General features: G+C 72.4%; 12 protein-coding genes. 7 read left to right on the top strand and 5 right to left on the bottom strand.

The annotated features are described in order from the left end of the window. Positions 1-223 precede the first annotated feature (223 nt). The 4 genes from ACFY1P_RS05280 to ACFY1P_RS05265 all read right to left on the bottom strand — a co-directional run bounded on the left by ACFY1P_RS05280 (position 224) and on the right by ACFY1P_RS05265 (position 3,784). Positions 224-403: a hypothetical protein gene (locus ACFY1P_RS05280; protein WP_361527054.1), complete on the bottom strand. Its 180-nt coding sequence runs from the start codon at positions 401-403 to the stop codon at positions 224-226. Between the two features lie 241 nt (positions 404-644). Continuing rightward, entirely contained in the window at positions 645-983 is a 339-nt protein-coding gene (locus ACFY1P_RS05275) for a hypothetical protein (RefSeq protein ID WP_390749761.1), read from the bottom strand. A 92-nt stretch (positions 984-1,075) separates the two neighbouring features. Beyond that, the gene (locus tag ACFY1P_RS05270; protein ID WP_390749760.1) at positions 1,076-2,422 is read right to left on the bottom strand and encodes a lipase family protein; all 1,347 of its coding nucleotides are present in this window, start codon (positions 2,420-2,422) and stop codon (positions 1,076-1,078) included. 762 nt (positions 2,423-3,184) lie between these two features. Then, positions 3,185-3,784 carry a TetR/AcrR family transcriptional regulator gene (locus ACFY1P_RS05265; protein ID WP_390749759.1) on the bottom strand — a complete coding sequence of 200 codons (600 nt, stop codon included), beginning with the start codon at positions 3,782-3,784 and terminating at the stop codon, positions 3,185-3,187. Positions 3,785-3,878: 94 nt separating this feature from the next. Between ACFY1P_RS05265 and ACFY1P_RS05260 the strand changes: the two genes are divergently transcribed. The 6 genes from ACFY1P_RS05260 to ACFY1P_RS05235 all read left to right on the top strand — a co-directional run bounded on the left by ACFY1P_RS05260 (position 3,879) and on the right by ACFY1P_RS05235 (position 9,726). Continuing rightward, complete coding sequence (locus tag ACFY1P_RS05260) at positions 3,879-4,328, top strand: anthrone oxygenase family protein (protein ID WP_390749758.1); 450 nt, start codon at positions 3,879-3,881, stop codon at positions 4,326-4,328. A 176-nt stretch (positions 4,329-4,504) separates the two neighbouring features. Then, positions 4,505-5,803 (top strand): DUF6193 family natural product biosynthesis protein, encoded by a 1,299-nt coding sequence (locus ACFY1P_RS05255; protein WP_390749808.1) that lies wholly within the window; start codon positions 4,505-4,507, stop codon positions 5,801-5,803. A gap of 349 nt (positions 5,804-6,152) precedes the next feature. Beyond that, positions 6,153-7,175 (top strand): alcohol dehydrogenase catalytic domain-containing protein, encoded by a 1,023-nt coding sequence (locus ACFY1P_RS05250; protein ID WP_361527070.1) that lies wholly within the window; start codon positions 6,153-6,155, stop codon positions 7,173-7,175. Between the two features lie 159 nt (positions 7,176-7,334). Then, complete coding sequence (locus ACFY1P_RS05245) at positions 7,335-7,718, top strand: BlaI/MecI/CopY family transcriptional regulator (RefSeq protein ID WP_390749757.1); 384 nt, start codon at positions 7,335-7,337, stop codon at positions 7,716-7,718. Positions 7,719-7,721: 3 nt separating this feature from the next. Further along, a complete protein-coding gene (locus ACFY1P_RS05240) occupies positions 7,722-8,633 on the top strand; it encodes a M48 family metalloprotease (protein ID WP_390749756.1) in 912 nt (303 codons plus the stop codon). A gap of 157 nt (positions 8,634-8,790) precedes the next feature. Further along, on the top strand, positions 8,791-9,726 hold the full coding sequence (locus ACFY1P_RS05235) for an alpha/beta fold hydrolase (protein ID WP_361519913.1): 936 nt from the start codon (positions 8,791-8,793) through the stop codon (positions 9,724-9,726). On the opposite strand, the gene ACFY1P_RS05230 is transcribed toward ACFY1P_RS05235, so the two are convergent. Then, positions 9,711-10,634, bottom strand: a complete 924-nt coding sequence (locus tag ACFY1P_RS05230) for a class I SAM-dependent methyltransferase (protein WP_390749755.1) — start codon at positions 10,632-10,634, stop codon at positions 9,711-9,713. The two genes, ACFY1P_RS05235 and ACFY1P_RS05230, sit on opposite strands and share 16 nt — an antisense overlap. Positions 10,635-10,979: 345 nt before the next feature. Between ACFY1P_RS05230 and ACFY1P_RS05225 the strand changes: the two genes are divergently transcribed. Continuing rightward, entirely contained in the window at positions 10,980-17,036 is a 6,057-nt protein-coding gene (locus ACFY1P_RS05225; RefSeq protein ID WP_390749754.1) for a beta-ketoacyl synthase N-terminal-like domain-containing protein, read from the top strand. Position 17,037: the final 1 nt, after the last annotated feature.

Raw genomic sequence — 17,037 nt, 5'->3', positions numbered from 1 at the left:
CGCGAAACCTCTGCCCGGACAACAAGATGTATGCCGCATGGGTATGCCCCCAAGCGGCGTGCCCGAAGGGGAAATGATCAGTGCCCTGTCGGGCAGCGGGGGCCGTGTGGGGCGGCTCGTGGGGGAGGGGGTGGCCTGTTCGGGAGCCGGTTCAATTGCTGGTCCGGTGGCCGGTCCAACGGCTGGTTCAGTGCCCGGCTCAGCGGTCGGCTCAGTGGCCGGTTCACACCAGGGAACGGCACGGGAGGCGCCGCTGCGGCGCCGCGAGCCACTCGGCCAGCAGCTGCTCGTACACGCGGCGTTCGTTCCTGGTCAGGGCGTGGTCCTGCCGGGTCGCCAGGAAGAGACGGATCTCGGCGTTGATCTCCTCGCGAGATCGTTCGGGGGCCGGGGTGCGGAGCATGGTCCCCACACTATGAGCCGAGGCGCCGCCGGACCCGTCGGGACGGCCGAGTTTGCAGAACGCTCATCAAATGGTCATCAAGTCCCGAGGGGGCGGTGTGCAGCTGGCGCGTGACACCATGCCGGTCGCGGCCGTGTCGAATCGCAGTGCATCGTCGGCACCGAGCGTGCCGTGGGCCGCTGCGGCACATGTGAGCGTGTCGGCTCGGGTCCCGGCGCCTGAGCCTCGTGGGCCACCACTGTCAGATGTGGCGCAGTGCCCAGCACGCGAAAACGATGGCGGCCGCCGCTGTCACGACGGCCACGGCGCCGAGGGTGATCCCGGCCCGCGCCCGGTGGCGGCCGGCTGCCTGGTCGCCGCGCATGCGCCGCAGGGCGATGCTTCCTGAGAGGACCGCCCAGAGCCCCAGGGGCAGGATGAAGCAGATGGGGAGGTAGCGGAACTGGTTCGGGACCGCGTCCGGCAGCAGAGGACAGCCGATTGCCGTGACAGCGAGCGTGCCCAGCACGAGGGACCACGTGCCCGTCAGTTGCGGGAGGGTGTCGTCTTCGGACGGATCGATGTGCTGCGTGGAACTCATGGTCCGAACGCTAGGCGGCGGGCGGTGCCTCCCGCCTGGGTGCGGCTGCCTAAGCGGTCTTGGCGAAGTTCGCTGCGGCCCCCGTCAGGTCCTCATCCGGCGGGGACCGGCTCGTCAGCCGCGAGTGAGTTGCCTTCGGCGATGCTGCCGCAGGAGGACGGGGCCTCCTTGCCGGCGAACCGGGCGCGCAGCCAGGCGAGCGCGGTGGGCACCGTGGCCGTGGGCGCGGTCAAGTGGCTGAGGGCGTCGTACTGCTGGTACCAGACCGCGGCGTCGCCCTCGGCGCAGTATTTCCGCGCCAGCGCCCGTGTGTCCCCGGCGACCGTGATGCCGTCGCCCGAGCCGATGCCCGCGATGTTGCTCGTGGTTCCCTCCAGGAAGCCGGCGTTGCCCTGGCCGATGTAGCCGGGGACGGTCGGGGTCGGTGCCAGGCCGAGGTTGGTCTTGTTGACCGCCTCGACGAGCTCGGGTACGGAGTTCGGGTTCGCGTACTCCGGCTTCGCCATCTTCTTCCACGTCAGACCGGGGTAGTGGCCCAGCGCGTCGGCGATCGAGGAGTGCTGGTGCTCGTCGACCAGCTGCTTGCCGTAGTCGTTCAGGTACTTCTTGAGGTCGAAGTCGTACGAACGCGCTTGCCCGATGAGCAACTCCGGGATGAGTCCGGACCACACCTGACTGCCGTCGATGTATCTGAGGATGTGCGAGGGCTTCACGAGCAGCCCGCCCTCGGCGTATCCCACCAGGCGCTTGTTGACGTCAGGGGCGTACGTGGGCGCGAGGGAAGCGGCCCAGTTGGTCGCGACGGCGCCGCCGGAGTAGCCCATGAGGCCGACGCGCGCGTCGGGGCTGATGCCGGTGCTCGACGCCGCGCTGGAAGCGGCACGCAGGGAGTCCAGCGTGTTGTACCCGTACTCGCGGGAGGCCGTTAGGTGGGCGGCCTGCCCCTCGGTGTCGGGGAGGACGACGTCGTAGCCGGACAGCAGGAGCGGCGCCACGAGCGTGGACTCGCCGTTCGCGATCAAGCCGCCGGGCAGCTTGACATTGCCCGCGACCGCCCGGGACGGACCGTCTTCGGGGTCGAGCGAATCGTAGAACGACTGGTACGACACGACCTTGCGGCCGTCGCCACCAGGGCTGCGCAGCACGGAGGTCACGCCTGCGGACGGGTGGCCCTGCGCGTCGGTGGTGCGGTAGAGCAGCTGCGTCGCCTGGAGGGGGGTCGCGATACCCAGGACGTGGTACGGCAGCGTCCGGACCTTGAGCACGTCCCCGGGACTGTACGAGGACAGCGGCTTGCTGCCGTTGTAGGTGTAGAACGCGTCGCTCCCGGCAGTCGTCGACGAGGGCTGCTGAACGCCGGACGCGACAGCGGGCACAGCGGCGACGGCGAGGGTGACGAAGCCCGTGATCGCGGCGTGCCACACTCTGAATTTGCGCATGACTCTCCCGAACGGTGTAAGCGGATCAGCGAGGTGACCGCTACGGCCCGAAGGGGGGAGTGGCCGAAGGTCGGTTCCGGCGCAACCTAACAAAGGCACACGGCAGTTGGCCAGGGGTGCGCCAGAGTCCTCACGGGACGAACGGCGGCTGAGTCAGTGACCCCGCTCCGCCGATTCCCTTGTGTCTCCGACCGGTCGGAACGGTGCAGCGCCGGGGCCCTGGCTACCGGCCGAGCGCGTCATGCCACGAGCGCGAGCCCTCGATACCCGCGCAGTGCTCCACGGCCATGCGGATCGCGACGCGCACAACGTCCTCGCGCGTTTCCGCGAGTTGCAGAGGCGGAATGCCTGCGCGGAATACCGGCTCTTGGACCGCTGTCGCGAGGAGTCGCTGTGCGAGCCACAGCCAACTGCCCGGCGACGGCGGCCACTGACCCGAGGGCCTCGTCGCGCTGGGGGATGCCAGGAGAGTGGGAGGGAACGGCTGCGCTTGCCCCCGACACGCCCGCTGGCGCTGACGAAACTGGTGAACATCCGCAGGCTCGCTGATCGCCAACCGCCGCCCAAACTTGTCGACACTGTCGTGAGGGAGTGCAGGGCGCCACCGAGATGACCCACATCGCCGATCATCCGGCCGCCGGGTCGCCCGCACCGCTGGCGAATCCGGACTCCAGATGTCGACGCGGAGCCTCCCGCCCTGGAACGAAGCACCATCTGTGCACCGGCCCGGCCCGCACGAACTCGTGCGGCAGCTTCCAGGAGCTACTGCGCCGCGGGCTGATCCTCGCTGCCAACGAAGCGATTGACCAGGAGTGTGAGACGGCTGGGGATCCGGTCGGCGGGAAGCCGGCCGGCACGGGTGAGGGTGATCAGGCCGTGCAGCGCGGCCCAGAATGTCTCGACGTAGAGACCGGGCTCCTCATCCGGGCCGGCGTACGCCCCCAGCGGGTCCAGCAGGGCCTGGAAGGCTTCGCGCAGGGGTGCGGGGGTGGCCTCGACGGCGAAGGGGAGGCCGTTTTCGAGGCTGAACATCGCGTCGTACAGAGCCGGGCTGCTGGTGGCGAAGTCGGTGTAGGCGTGGGCCAGCGCGGCCACAGCCGGCCGTCCGGCGGGCTGCTCGGCCACCGCCGCGCGCAGGGCGGCGGTCAGTTCGGTCATGCCCTCCAGCGCGACCGCCCCGAGGATCTCGCGCTTGCCCCGGAAGTGGCTGTAGAGGACGGGCTGGCTGTACTCGATCCGCTCGGCGAGCTTGCGCGTGGTGACTGCGTCCCAGCCCTGGGCCTCGGCAAGCTCCCGGGCCGTGGAGACGATCAGCCGATGGCGGTTGGCCCGCTCTCGTTCCTTGCGTTCCTGTACAGACATGCCCAGATCCTAGCGGCGCTAGACAAGTGAGCAACGGCAGGTCTAGCGTCGAACGAGAATCTAGTACCGCTAGAACGCGCCCCGGGGAGGGGTCATGCAGAACGCATTGGCAGTCGTCACGGTCGTCGTGGCCGGAATGATGGTGGGCGTGGAGTTCGCGGTGGCGGTGTTCGTCAACCCGATCCTGAACCGGCTCCCCGACGACAGCCGCATCGCCGCCCGCAGCGACGGGGCCCAGGTGCTCGGCCGGGTCATGCCGGTCTGGTACATCAGCTCAATGCTGCTCGGCGTGGTCTGGGCCTCCACCGCCTGGGGAAGCACGGGCGCCCCGCTGGTCACGGCGGCCACCGCGCTGCTGGGGGTGAGCGTGGCGATGTCGTTGCTACTGCTGGTGCCGATCAACAACCGGACCAAGTCCTGGACTGCGGAGGGCAGGCCCGCCGACTGGAAGCAGCAGGCGGCCCGCTGGGACCGCTACCACTACGTCCGGGTGGGCGTGATCGTGCTGGCCTTCGCCCTGTTCGCGGTCGCCCTCAGCCGGTGACGGCGTCGGCGTTGCAGAACGGGCCGGGCGCGTTGCGCGCGTTTCGTTCTGCCCAACGGCTCGTCAGGTACGTCTCGGGGTACGGCGCAGTTGAGAATTCGGGTTCCGTGCCATGGCGGAGAGCCTAGGAGCGTTTGGAGCTGACACGTACCGATTTATCTCCGCTGGGCGGACCGATGCCGCCTACGGCAGTGACGGCACGGCGCCCCAGGCTGCGGGGGACTCCCTTCCCGAGTCCTGCGGCGAAGACGATGGCATCATGTGCACCCTCGTCCTCAACGCCCTGTCCGTCGTCCCGGAAGCGCATCGAAACGACATCCATAGATGCCCTCGGTGCGTGGCAGGCCATCAGCGCGCATGATGAGGCCGTGAACAGGGACTCATCAAGCAACGCCGTTGTCGAAAAGGGCTGGCAGGCCGTACGTGACGATGGGAGGGTACGTACCGAACTGCTGGAAGCGGCTTACGCGGAGCCGCGCTTGCGGCAGTTGTTCCCCTGGACAGGGATGGGCGAACTGCACTTCAGCCGTTGCACCGAGCACCGATGGACCTGGGACATCCCCTACATACAGCCCGCCGCCGAAGGAACCTACTGGGTCTCCGGACCGCTCCGCACCGAGACGGTGGGCCCGGCAGGCACAGCACAAGAGGCCATCGCCATGGTGGTCGAACTCCTGCCACCGGGCTGCGGTCCCGCCTACATAGGCACCCCGGAAGAACTCGCAGCTCACGAAGCTACGATGCGGAATCAGCAGACCGACGACGGGTCGCAGAACGCCACACGCATGATCGAAGTCTCGAAGGATTCCGCGTTGGAGCTTGTGCCGGACAATGATCCGCTGGGCGGTATGCGTCCGTTCCTCAACGGAGATGAGGCCGTCCTGGGCTACGAGCCCCAGGAAGGCTTCCCGGACCGCTGCTGGGTTCTGCATACGGTCTCGGTGAGAGGCGAACGGGCCCGGTGGAACGACGTGCTGGCGCACGTCGGCAAGCGTCTGGCGGACTGGCAGTACACCCCCTCCTTCAGGGTCTTCGAAGGGCTGGACCTGCCCGAGGACTTCGAGGGGCCGGACCTGGGCGAGATCGACCGCGGCAGCCTGGCCCGCCTGGTCGAGGTCCTCGCCCGCCACAGCCCCCGCGGGATACGCACGGAGTGCTACTGGGCCCAGGCGGCGATCGAGAACCTCGGCGGCCCGATCCCGGCCCGCCGGGGCCGGCTGGATGAGGCACTTGCCCACCACGATGTCTGCGCGTGGCCCGACCGGACCGTAGGGACCCGGTTCCCCGCGCACTGGTGGCCCGTGGAGGGCTCCTGGTTCGTTCTCACCGACTGGGACCTGAGTGCGACCGAGGTCTTCGGCACCCCGGCCCTGATCGCCGACCTTCTTGCCGATGACGGGCTGGACGCCGTGCGCCACCCCAGCATCACCGAGGTCCAAGGCAGCTTCGCGCAGTGGCGCGAGCAGGCAGGATGAGCGCGCCGCTGTTCCGCATCCGCAACTGCTCGGCTCGGAACCGCAAGCCCTCGGCGCGGCCGCGAGCGTGCTCGTAGTCCTCGACGTGCTGGGTGTCAAAGGCGGGCAGGTTCTCGCCGTCGCGACCAGCCGCCGCTCCGTCTCCGTCAGGTCGGGCGGGGCACCGGTGGCTCCCTGCGCGCAGCGCACCTCCGGCACTTTCCGTGGTGAGCAGCAGCGGCTGCTCACCACGTACGCGGAGTCCCCGCCCCGCCGCCGCCATTCGCCTCGCTCGGCGCGCGGGATGCGGGCGGAGCTGGTCTGCTGGTTTCCGGGGGCCGTCGTACGCGCCCAGTCCGGAGAGATCCAGATGAGCACCTATCGCGTCGCACAGGTCGCCGCTGCCGGTGAGCCGTTCGAGATTGTCGAGCGGGAGGTGCCCCGGCCGGGGCCCGGGCATGTGCGGGTGGCCGTGGATGCCTGCGGGATCTGTCACAGCGACGTCCTGTTCGTCCAGGCCATGGTGCCCGGCGTGCGGTTCCCGCTCGTCGCCGGGCACGAGGTCGCCGGGCGCGTCGAGGAGCTCGGCGAGGGGACGGAAGGGCCCTGGCGGGTGGGGGACCGGGTGGCGGTGGGCTGGTTCGGCGGTCACTGCGGTCACTGCGGGCCCTGCCGGCAGGGCGACTTCATCGTCTGCGAGAACCTGAAGGTCCCCGGATGGGCGTACGACGGGGGTTACGCGGACGCGCTGATCGCACCGGCGGACGCCCTGGCCCGGATCCCCGACACGCTGGCGGCGACCGACGCGGCGCCCATGGCCTGTGCGGGCGTGACCACCTACAACGGGCTGCGGCGCAGCTCCGCCCGGCCGGGCGACCGGGTCGCGGTGCTCGGCCTCGGCGGGCTCGGGCACCTGGGCGTGCAGTACGCGGCCGCGATGGGCTACGAGACCGTGGCCATCGCCCGCGGAGCGGGCAAGGCCGAATTCGCCGGGCGGCTCGGCGCGCACCACTACATCGACAGCACGGCGGGCACCCCCGTCGCGGAAGCGCTGCAGGCCCTCGGCGGCGCGAAGGTCGTCCTCGCCACCGCCGCCAACGCCGACGCCATCGCGGCGACGGTGGACGGGCTCTCGCCCCGGGGCGAGCTCGTGGTCATCGGCGCGGACACCGAGCCGCTGGGCATCAGCCCCAACCAGCTGCTCATGGCGGGCAAGGTCGTCCGTGGCCACCCGTCCGGCACCGCGCAGGACGTGGAGGACACCATGATGTTCAGCGCCCGGCACGGGATCCGCCCGATGACCGAGCTCGTGCCGCTGGACCGGGTGACCGAGGCGTACGACAGGATGCTCTCCGGCGAAGCCCGGTTCCGGATGGTCCTCGCCGTGCGCTGACGAGGGCCCCGGACGGCTGCCGGCCCACCGCGGCGGCACGGCGCTCCGGAGGGCGGCGGTCGGTGACCGCCGCCCACGGGGCCTAGTAGGTTGAGCGGCCGGTGGCGACCACGGCCATGCCGGAGCCGGGGGCGGGCCGGTGACGAAGGAGCGGGGAGCGTGAGCGAGCAGGACGGCCCGACGGCGGGACGCCGGGCGCCGGGTGAGCTGGAGAGTGAGGTGCTGGCGGCCCTGTGGGCGGCCGGTGCGCCGGTGAGCGCGGGCGTGGTGCGCGAGCACGTGGCCGGCGACCCCGCCTACACCACCGTGCTCACCATCCTCTCCCGGCTGCACGACAAGGGGCTCGTGACCCGGCAGCGCGCCGGCCGCGGCCACCTCTACGCCCCCGTGCGCGACGAGGCCGGGCACGCGGCGGCCGGGATGCGCGACCTGCTGGACAACGGCGGGGACCGGGCGGCCGTGCTGGCCCGGTTCGTCTCCGAACTGGCCGAAGAGGACGAGAAGTTGCTGGAGCAGCTGCTCCGCGGACACACGGAGGGCTAGGGCGTGGTGCTCAGGTGGCTCGTCCTGTGCCTGCCGCTGCTGGTCGGCGCGGCCCTCGCGCTGACCGCGCCGGGAGCGGGCCGCAGACTGCCACCCCGCACCGCCGCCTGGATGCTCACCGTCGCCGCCCTGGTCGCCGCGGGCGCCTGGGTGACGGCCCTGGCGATGATCGGCCTCACCTTCGTCGGGCAGATCCCCGAAGTCGCCGAAGAGGGACGCTGGTCACCGCACGCACTGGCCGCCGCCACCCCCGTCGACCGGCCCGTGGCCGCCGCCTGCGCCCTGGCCGTGCCCGCCTGCGCGGTAGCCCTGACCGTGGCGGTCTGGCGCCGGGTGCGGGCGCTGGCCGACGCCTGGCGCGCGTGCCGGGACCTGCCCACCGCCGGAGACCTGGCCGTACTCGACGACCCCGTCCCCACCGCCTTCGCCCTGCCCGGCGCCCCCGGCAAGGTCGTGATCTCCTCGGGCATGCTGCGCGTGCTCACGGCCGGCGAACGGCGCGCCCTGCTGGCCCACGAACGCACCCACCTGCGCCATCGCCACCACCTCTTCCTGCTCGCCCTGCACCTCGCGGCGGCGGTTGACCCACTGCTGCGCCCGCTCGCCCGCGCCGGTGCGTTCGCCCTGGAGCGGTGGGCCGACGAACAGGCCGGTGCCACCGTCGCCGACCGCCGGCTGGTGGCCCGCGCGGTGGCGCGGGCGGCGCTCGCCGCCGAGCGGGCGCCGGCGGCCGCGATGGCAGCCGTCGGCGGCCCCGTGCCCCAGCGCGTCCGGGCGCTGCTCGCACCGCCCACGCCCCTGCGCCGTCATCTGGCCGTCGCGTTCGCGGCGCTGATGGTGATCTGCTGCGCCAGCCTGGCCCTGGCCGCCCACGACATCGACGGGCTCTTCGACGCCGCCAGGCTGACGCCGTAGCCGCGGGCGCGTGCGGCCAGGGGTGCCCACGAGCGCCTCAGCGCACGCTCCCCCGTGTGCCGATTGCCCCCTTTACGGGAGTACGCCCGCATCCCTACTCTGCGCACAACCCCTCTGGCAGGAAGGGGACTCCAATGCCGTGGCACCGGTGCGGGACATGAGCCCCGAACCGCCGCTGTCCGCCGAACAGGCGCGGCGCTTTCCCGACTACCCCTTCCAGGGGCGCTGGTTCGACCACGGTGCCGCACACCAGCACTATGTGGACGAGGGCCAGGGCAAGCCCGTGCTGATGGTGCACGGCAACCCCACGTGGAGCTACATGTGGCGCAGGCTCGTCCTCGGCCTGCGCGGACGGTACCGCTGCATCGCCCCGGACCACCTGGGCATGGGCCTGTCGGACCGGGCCCGCGACCTGCCCGGTGCCCTGCTCGCCGAGAGCCGCGCCCGGGACCTGGGGCGGCTGGTCGAACACCTCGTCACCGAGCGGCGGGCACCCGCCCGCGGCTGGACGCTGGTGGTGCACGACTGGGGCGGCCCCGTGGCCCTGTGGTGGGCCCATCTGCACCCGGGTGTCGTCGACCGTCTCGTCGTGCTGAACACCGCCGCGTTCCCCTGGCCGCCAGGCTACCGGCCGCCGCGGAGCCTGCTCGCCCTGAGACAGCGGTCCGTCGGCCGCGTCGCCCACGCCTCCAACGCGGTCGTCCACCTGGCCCTGTCCGGGGGCGTGTGCCGCCCCTTGCCGCCCGCGGTGCGCGCCGCCTACGCCGCCCCGTACCGGCGGCAGCGCGACCGGTCGACGCTGGTGCGCGTCGCCCAGGACATCCCGCTGGGCCCCGCCGACGCCGGCTGGCCGCACACCCAGCGCCTGGGCGAGGCCCTGGTGTGCTTCACGCAGGTGCCGGTGTTCCTGGGCTGGGGGATGCGTGATCCTCTCTACGACGACCTCGTCCTCGCGGAATGGACGCGGCGCCTGCCGGGGGCCGCGCTGCATCTGTATCCGCACGCCGGGCACTACGTGCTGGAGGACATGGCCTGGCAATTGGTGGAGGACATCCGGGACTTCCTCGCGATCACCGATCACGACCCGGGCTGAGCGTCCCGCCCGCCGGGCTTGTCGAGCACCAGGGCCGCGTAACCGCTGGTCCGCTGGAGGGCGTTGTGCGCCTGCGTGACGGCCGCGAGCCGGAGCCAGTCGGCGTGGGTGATCTCCTCCAGACCGGGCCAGCGGCGGCACAGCAGTCGCCTGCCGGGGCGGGACAGGGCGAGGCGTGAGAAGGCGTTCGCCAAGAGCATGAAGCGGTCGGTGACGGGGCGGCTCCAGTCGTGCGCCGCGCGGACCAGATACCCGATGTCCACGGCGTGCCGCAGATAGCGGCCCAGCGGCTCCAGTTCCTCGAACCGCCAGGTGTCGCGCACGAGCCGCCCCGGGTCGGCGTGCCGGATGTCGGAGGGCGAGTCCGTACGCCACACCAGGTCGGCCAGCACCAGGCGGCCGCCCGGCCTGAGGACGCGGTACGCCTCCTCCAGGAACGCGCGCCGCCCCTCGGGCCCCAGGTGGAAGGCCGCTTCGAGGCAGTGGACCCTGCTGAAGGAGCCGTCCCCGAAGGGGCCGGGCCCGTCGGTGGTGCGCAGGGCGGTGATGTCGGCGGACAGGAAGCGGACGTTGGGGTTCGTCCCGAAGCGGCGCACGGACTCCGCCACGTGCTCGTCGAGCAGGTCGACTCCGGTGACGCGAGCCCCTGCGCGTCCCATGAGGTCGCTGCTGTAACCACGGCCACAGGCGGCATCCAGCACCTCGTCGGCGGGGGAGAGCCGCAGCAGGCCGGTCGAGCGGGAGACCAGCCGCCGTTGGAAGGGTGCCAGACCGGCGGGAAGCATCGGCAGGCCGGCGGGGGTGTAGTAGCCGAGATTGATCAACTCGCCCCAGCCCAGCGGGCCCAGGGCCCGGAAGAGGACATTGGCGGGGCCGTAGGCGTCGCGGATGCGGGAAGGGCTGGTCATCCAGGGCTCCTCGGACCGGTCCGGTGACGTACAGGCGCTGCGCCCGCTTCCGAGCGTGGCACCTCCCCCGCGCCCCGTGGGGGAATCCGGCACATATCTGGAGCGCCGCTGCTTTTACGGCTAATCGAACTGCTTTCGCGGCGCGTTCAACGATGGAGACGAATGTGCGGGCTGCCCCTTGTGCGCCCCGTCGGCGATTCGTCCCCCGGCCCCGGTGTGGTTTGTGCGGGGTTGCGACAGTGAAGGTCACTGATGTGGAAGCGCCGCGAGGCCCGCTCCGCCCGGACGGGACGGAGGATCTCGCCGCCGGCTCCGCTCCCGCAAACGATCGAGGTGAGCGTGCAGATGGACGTCCCGGTTCCCCACGACAACGACCGCCGCCTCGCCCGCGACCCGATCGCGATCGTGGGCCTGGCGGGCAAGTTCCCGAAAGCAGCCGACGTCCGTGAGTTCTGGGACAACATCGTCACCGCGCGGGACTGTTCGGACGAGGTGCCGGAGAGCTGGTGGAAGCTCGACGACCACTACGACCCGGACCCCTTCGCCGAGGACAAGACCTACTGCCGCCGCGGCGGCTTCCTGACCCCCGAGGTCTTCGACCCGGTGGAGTTCGCGATGCCGCCCAAGACGGTGGACTCCACCGGCCTGGTGCAGCTGCTCGCCCTGGTCGTCGCCAAGGAGACCCTCCGGGACGCCGGCCGGGGGAGGGAGAGCTGGTACGACCCGGCACGCACCGGAGTCGTCCTGGGCGTGTGCGGCTCCAACAGCACGCTGATCCCGCTCGCCGCCCGGCTCATGGCGCCGGAGCTGACGAAGCACATGATCCTCTGCGGAGTGCCGGAGGAGAAGGCCGCGGAGATCGTCCGAGTATCCATGACGGCCATGCCGCCCTGGACCGAGGACTCCTTCCCGGGCATCCTCGGCAACGTCGTCTCCGGCCGGATCGCCAACCGGCTGAACCTGGGCGCCGCCAACCACACCGTGGACGCGGCCTGCGCCAGCTCACTCGCCGCGGTGCGCTCGGCCGTCGACGAACTCGTCGGCCGCCGCGCCGACCTGATGCTGACCGGCGGGTGCGACGCGGACAACTCGATCGTGTCGTTCATGTGCTTCAGCAAGACCCCGGCGCTCTCGCCGACCGGCCGGGCCCGACCCTTCGACGTGGACGCGGACGGCACGCTGGTGGGCGAGGGCATCGGCATGCTGGCCCTCAAGCGGCTCGATGACGCCGAGCGCGACGGCGACCGCGTCTACGCCGTGCTGAGGGGGCTCGGCAGCTCCAGCGACGGCAACGCGCAGAGCATCTACGCCCCCTGCGGCGCGGGACAGCTGCGAGCACTGCGCCGCGCCTACGAGGACGCCGACTGCCCACCGGCCTCGGTCGAGCTGGTCGAGGCGCACGGCACGGGCACCAGGGCGGGGGACGAGGTCGAGCTGTCCGCCCTCAACGAGCTCCTCTCGTCCGCAGGGGAGCACCACCACGTGGCCGTCGGCAGCGTGAAGTCGCAGATCGGCCACACCAAGGCGGCGGCCGGAGCGGCCGGACTGATCAAGGCGGCGCTCGCGCTGCACCACAAGGTGCTGCCCCCCACGGCCAACGTGACCACCCCCCACCCGCAGGCGGCCCGCACCGACAGCGCCCTCTACGTCAGCACCACCGCCCGCCCCTGGGTCCTCGGCCCCGCCCGGACGGTGCGCCGCGCCGGTGTGTCGGCCTTCGGCTTCGGAGGGGTCAACTACCACGCGGTCCTCGAAGAGCACACCGCCGGCGGAGAGCGGCGGGAGTCGGCGGCGCACCGTACGGCGCGCGCCTGTCTGTGGCACGCGCCGGACACGCGGGAGCTGCGGCGGATGCTGGAAGGCGGCGCCGCTCCCCAGGAAGGGCCGGTGCCGCCCGGGCACGCCCGCGTGGGCTTCGTCGACACCGGCCCGGAGCGGTACGAGCGGCTGCTGGCCCTCGCCGTCGGCCGGTTGCGCGACGACGGGCGGGCGGAGAGCTGGAGTCACCCCTCAGGCGTCCACTACCGCGGCCGCTCCCTCGCGCCGGAGACCAAGGTGGGCGCGCTGTTCGCCGGCCAGGGCAGCCAGTACGCCGGCATGGGGCTGCACGCCGCCCTCGCCGTGCCCCCGGTGCGTGCCGCGTTCGACGCCGCCAACGCCCTCTTCCCGCACGCCGACAGCCTGGCCGCGGCCGTCTTCCCGCCACCGGGCACCAGCGACGCGGCGACGCGCGGCGAACGGCTGCGCCGCACCGCCTACGCGCAGTCGGCCATCGGAGCCCTGTCCATGGGCCAGTACCGCTACCTGAGGGAGCTCGGACTCAACCCCCACGGCCTGCTCGGCCACAGCTTCGGGGAGCTGAGCGCGCTGTGGGCGGCCGAAGTCCTGGACGACGACGCGTTCACCGCACTGGCACGGGCCCGCGGCCTGGCGATGGAACAGCCACCGGGCCAGGAGACCGACCCCGGGGCGATGGCGGCGGTGCGCACCGGACAGGACGCGCTGACCGAACTCCTCGCGGCATTCCCGGAGCTGGTGGTGTGCAACCGCAACGCCCCGGACGAACACGTGGTCGGCGGCCCCACCGCCGCCGTACGGCGCTTCGTGGAGCGGTGCGCCGCGCGCGGTGCGCAGGCGCGGGAACTGTCCGTCGCCGCCGCCTTCCACACCGCCCATGTGCGGCACGCCGCGGAGGTCTTCGAGACGGCCTGCGCCCAGGCGACCTTCTCCTCTCCGGCGGCGCACGTCTACGCCGACACCGCCGGCGCGGTCTACGGCGACGACGCGGAGGCCAACCGGCGCACTCTGGTCGGGCAGTTGCTGAGCCCGGTGGACTTCGCCGCCCGAGTGGAGGAGATGTACGCCGACGGCGTCCGCGTCTTCGTCGAGTTCGGCCCCGGCCGGACACTGACCCAGCTGGTGGGCCGGATCCTGGGCGGGCGTGAGGCGGAGGCGGTCGCCTGCGACGCGGGCGCCGGGTCGGACAGCGACGTGGCCCTGAAAGAAGCGGCCGTACGGCTGGTCGTCGCCGGACTGCCGCTCACCGGGATCAACCGCTACGACGCCCCGCCACCGCCCGAGCCCCGTACGCCCTCCAAGGCCGCCCGGTCCCTGGACGGCCCGCTGTTCGCGGTGCAGAAGCGGCGTCCGGTCCACGACCGGCTGCTCGCCGAGGCGGCGTCGGCCGCGGACCGGGCAACCGATCCTCGGGAACTCGCCGGCGGGCGCAGCGATCCGCTCACCCGTGCCACCACGGAGTTCCTGACCGCGCACACCCGCTACCTCGACAACCAGGTCCGTACGGCCGAGCATCTGACCGAACTGCTGCGGAAGGGCGCCTCCGACGGGCGCCTCGACGACTCGCTCGCGGCCGCGGTGAACGAGGTGACCGAGGTCAGCCTGGCGATGGGACAAGCGCATGTCCGGGCCGGGGAAGTCGTCACCGAACTGCTCCGGCTGCCCCAGGGCCTGCCGGACGAGGTGACGGAAGCCGTCGGCCTGCCCGGAGCGGACGAGCTTCCGCGACCGCCGCACCAGGGCGGCTCGTCGGCACCCGGCCACGAGCCGGCCCCGGACAGGTCGGCGCTGGCGGAGCTGTGGGACGCCCAGAAGAACGGCGTGGTCATGGAGGCCGGCGCTCCGATGGACATCAGCGAGGTGGACTTCGACGAGCTGGAGCGGGAGTTCCGCACCGTGATCGCCGACAAGACCGGCTACGACCTGGACATGATCGAGCCCGATATGTACATCCAGGCGGACCTGGGCATCGACTCGCTGAAACAGGTCGAGATCGGCGCGGAGATGTGGCGCCGCTACCCGGTGATCGCCCGCAGCGAGATGTACCGCTTCAGTGAGGCCAAGACCGTCCGTGAACTGACCGATCTGCTCCGGGAGTCGTTCACCGACCCGAAGCCGCAGCTACGGATCGGCGCGGCGGGAGGCCCCGCCCGGCTCACCCACGTCGCCCTCCGTGAGCTGCCCGCGGTCGACGTGTGCGACGGTGCCTACGCCGAGCGGCCGCGAGCCCTGCTCCTCGACGACGGGGGCGAACTCCCCGCCGTGCTGGCCGGGGCCCTGGCCGGGCAGGGCTGGCACGTCCTCCGCCTGTGCCTGCCCACGACCGCCACCGAGGACGGCACGGACGTCCGGCAACTGGAGGACTGGACGGAGGAGACGGCCGCCGCGCACCTCGCCGGGCTCCTGGCCGCAGAGCCCCGCCTCGACCTGTGCGTGCTCCCCGTCAGCCGCCGCGGCGACGAGGAGCCGGAGCAGGTCATCGCCCGCCTGCGGCACGCGATCCTCATGGCCAAGCACGTGCGCCCGGCCCTGGAGACGGCGACCGGGGCAGGCCGCCGCGGCGCCCTGGTGACCGTCACCCGGCTCGACGGCGCGCTCGGCTACGCCGGGAGCGGCGGGGACACCACGGCCGCGCTCGCCGGCGGGCTCGGCGGGCTCGTCAAGACCCTGGCCCTGGAAGCGACGACGCTGTTCTGCCGCGCGCTGGACTTCGCGCCGGACCTGCCCGCCGAGCGGCTCGGCGAGGCGTTCATGGCCGAGATCGCCGACGTGGCCACCGGTGTACGCGAAGTCGGCGTGGACGACCGGGGCCGCCGCGCGCCCGAGCTGTCCGCCACCCCCTGGGCCCCGTCCCCGTCCCCCGCGCGGGGCGTGGAGCTCACCGAGGACGACCTGCTGGTGGTCACCGGCGGGGCGCGGGGCATCACCGCCTGGTGCGTGGAGGCACTCGCCCGCGAACACCGCTGCGGCTATCTGCTGCTCGGCCGCACACCACTGGAGGAGGAACCGGCCTGGGCCACCGGGCTCGACACCCCCGAGGAACTGCGCGCCGCCCTGGAGGCACGAGCACGCGAGGCGGGGGAGGACCCCGAAGCGGAACCCGTACGCACCCGCGTCGAGCGGCACGCCGAACAGCTCCGGCAGCAGCGGGAGATCCGGGACCTGCTCACCACCCTGAGCTCCCACGGCGTCGAAGCCCAGTACGCCGCCGCGGACGTCCGCGACGCGGCGGCGGTGGCCGCGGCCCTGGCACCCCACAGGGAACGCGTCACCGGCGTCCTGCACGGCGCGGGAGTCCTGCGGGACCGGCCGCTGACCGAGGTCACAGCGGACTCGGTCGCCGCGGTGGTGGACACCAAACTCACCGGCCTGCACCACGTGCTGAGCGCCCTGGACCCCGCGCGGCTGCGGCACCTGGTGCTCTTCTCCTCGGTCTCCGGCCTCTGGGGCAACCTGCGGCAGAGCGACTACGCCTTGGCCAACGAAAGCCTCAACCGCTTCGGCTGCGCCTTCCAGGCCGCCCGCCCCGGCTGCCGCGTCCTGCCCCTGGCCTGGGGGCCCTGGAGCGGCGGGATGGCGGCCCCCGTGCGGCAGGTGTTCACCGACGCCGGCGTCCCGGTGCTCTCCCGCGAGGAAGGGGGCGCGCACTTCCGCGCCCTGATGGCACCGGGCGGCGACCGCCGGGGAGTCGCCTTCGTCGGCCCGGCCACCGCCCTCTACCAGCGGCTCGACAAGCTCCCCGCCGCCGGGGTGACCGCGCACCGCGAAGTGACCGGCCTCGGCGCGGAACCCGTGCTGCGCGACCACAGCTTCCGCGGTGTGCCGGTCCTGCCGATGACGGCCGCCGTGGGCTGGGCCGTGCACACCCTCGAACTCGCCCACGGCGGCAGCCGGACGGTTCACGAGTGCCGCGACTTCCGCATCGCCCACGGGCTCTCCTTCCCCGACGGGCACCCGCCGCGCCGCTTCCGCGTGCACCTGGCACCCGAAGCAGGGCCGGGCCCAAAGAGCGCGCACGTGACCGTCCACGACACCGGACCCGGCGAGAAGCTGCACTACGAGGGCCGGTTCCTGCTGACCGACGAGACCGACGGGACCGGCGAGGCACCCTGTATGGACCTGCCGCCGTTCACGATCTCCGACGAGCCGCACCCCGGATACACCGACGGCCGCCTCTTCCACGGGCCGTCCCTGGCCGGGCTGCGCGACGTCCTCGAAGAACGGCCGGGCCACCTCGTGGTGGCCGCGCGGATGCCCGACCCGGAGCTGGCCAGGGGGGCCTACGCGGGGCGGCTGTACAGTCCGGCGCTGGCCGACCTGCTGCTTCAGACCGCGCTCCTGGCCCTGCTGGCACTCGCGGACGGCGACACCATCCCCGTCCCCGTGTCCGTCGGGTGCCTGGAGCTGTTCTCGCCGCTCCCCGACGACGAGGCTTTCGTCATCACGGCCGACATCGAGGACAGCGTCGCGGAACTGTTCTCCCGCTGCACGCTCACCGCCTGCGCACCTGACGGGCGGGTCCACCAACGGTGGTGCGACGTACGCACCTTGTGGCTCGACCCGGCCGTCCTCATCGACGGGCTCTCCCCCCGAGGCCAGGACTGAC

The organism is Streptomyces sp. NPDC001407 (assembly GCF_042895325.1).
Taxonomy (GTDB): domain Bacteria; phylum Actinomycetota; class Actinomycetes; order Streptomycetales; family Streptomycetaceae; genus Streptomyces.
Note: the sequence above shows the minus strand (reverse complement) of the source record. Positions and strands in the feature narration are given on the sequence as shown.

Excerpts from the sequence above, each read along its gene's own strand:
- ACFY1P_RS05280 (WP_361527054.1), bottom strand. The coding sequence starts at position 403 with ATGCTCCGCACCCCGGCCCCCGAACGATCTCGCGAGGAGATCAACGCC.
- ACFY1P_RS05275 (WP_390749761.1), bottom strand. The coding sequence starts at position 983 with ATGAGTTCCACGCAGCACATCGATCCGTCCGAAGACGACACCCTCCCG.
- ACFY1P_RS05270 (WP_390749760.1), bottom strand. The coding sequence starts at position 2,422 with ATGCGCAAATTCAGAGTGTGGCACGCCGCGATCACGGGCTTCGTCACC.
- ACFY1P_RS05265 (WP_390749759.1), bottom strand. The coding sequence starts at position 3,784 with ATGTCTGTACAGGAACGCAAGGAACGAGAGCGGGCCAACCGCCATCGG.
- ACFY1P_RS05260 (WP_390749758.1), top strand. The coding sequence starts at position 3,879 with ATGCAGAACGCATTGGCAGTCGTCACGGTCGTCGTGGCCGGAATGATG.
- ACFY1P_RS05255 (WP_390749808.1), top strand. The coding sequence starts at position 4,505 with ATGCCGCCTACGGCAGTGACGGCACGGCGCCCCAGGCTGCGGGGGACT.
- ACFY1P_RS05250 (WP_361527070.1), top strand. The coding sequence starts at position 6,153 with ATGAGCACCTATCGCGTCGCACAGGTCGCCGCTGCCGGTGAGCCGTTC.
- ACFY1P_RS05235 (WP_361519913.1), top strand. The coding sequence starts at position 8,791 with ATGAGCCCCGAACCGCCGCTGTCCGCCGAACAGGCGCGGCGCTTTCCC.
- ACFY1P_RS05230 (WP_390749755.1), bottom strand. The coding sequence starts at position 10,634 with ATGACCAGCCCTTCCCGCATCCGCGACGCCTACGGCCCCGCCAATGTC.
- ACFY1P_RS05225 (WP_390749754.1), top strand. The coding sequence starts at position 10,980 with ATGGACGTCCCGGTTCCCCACGACAACGACCGCCGCCTCGCCCGCGAC.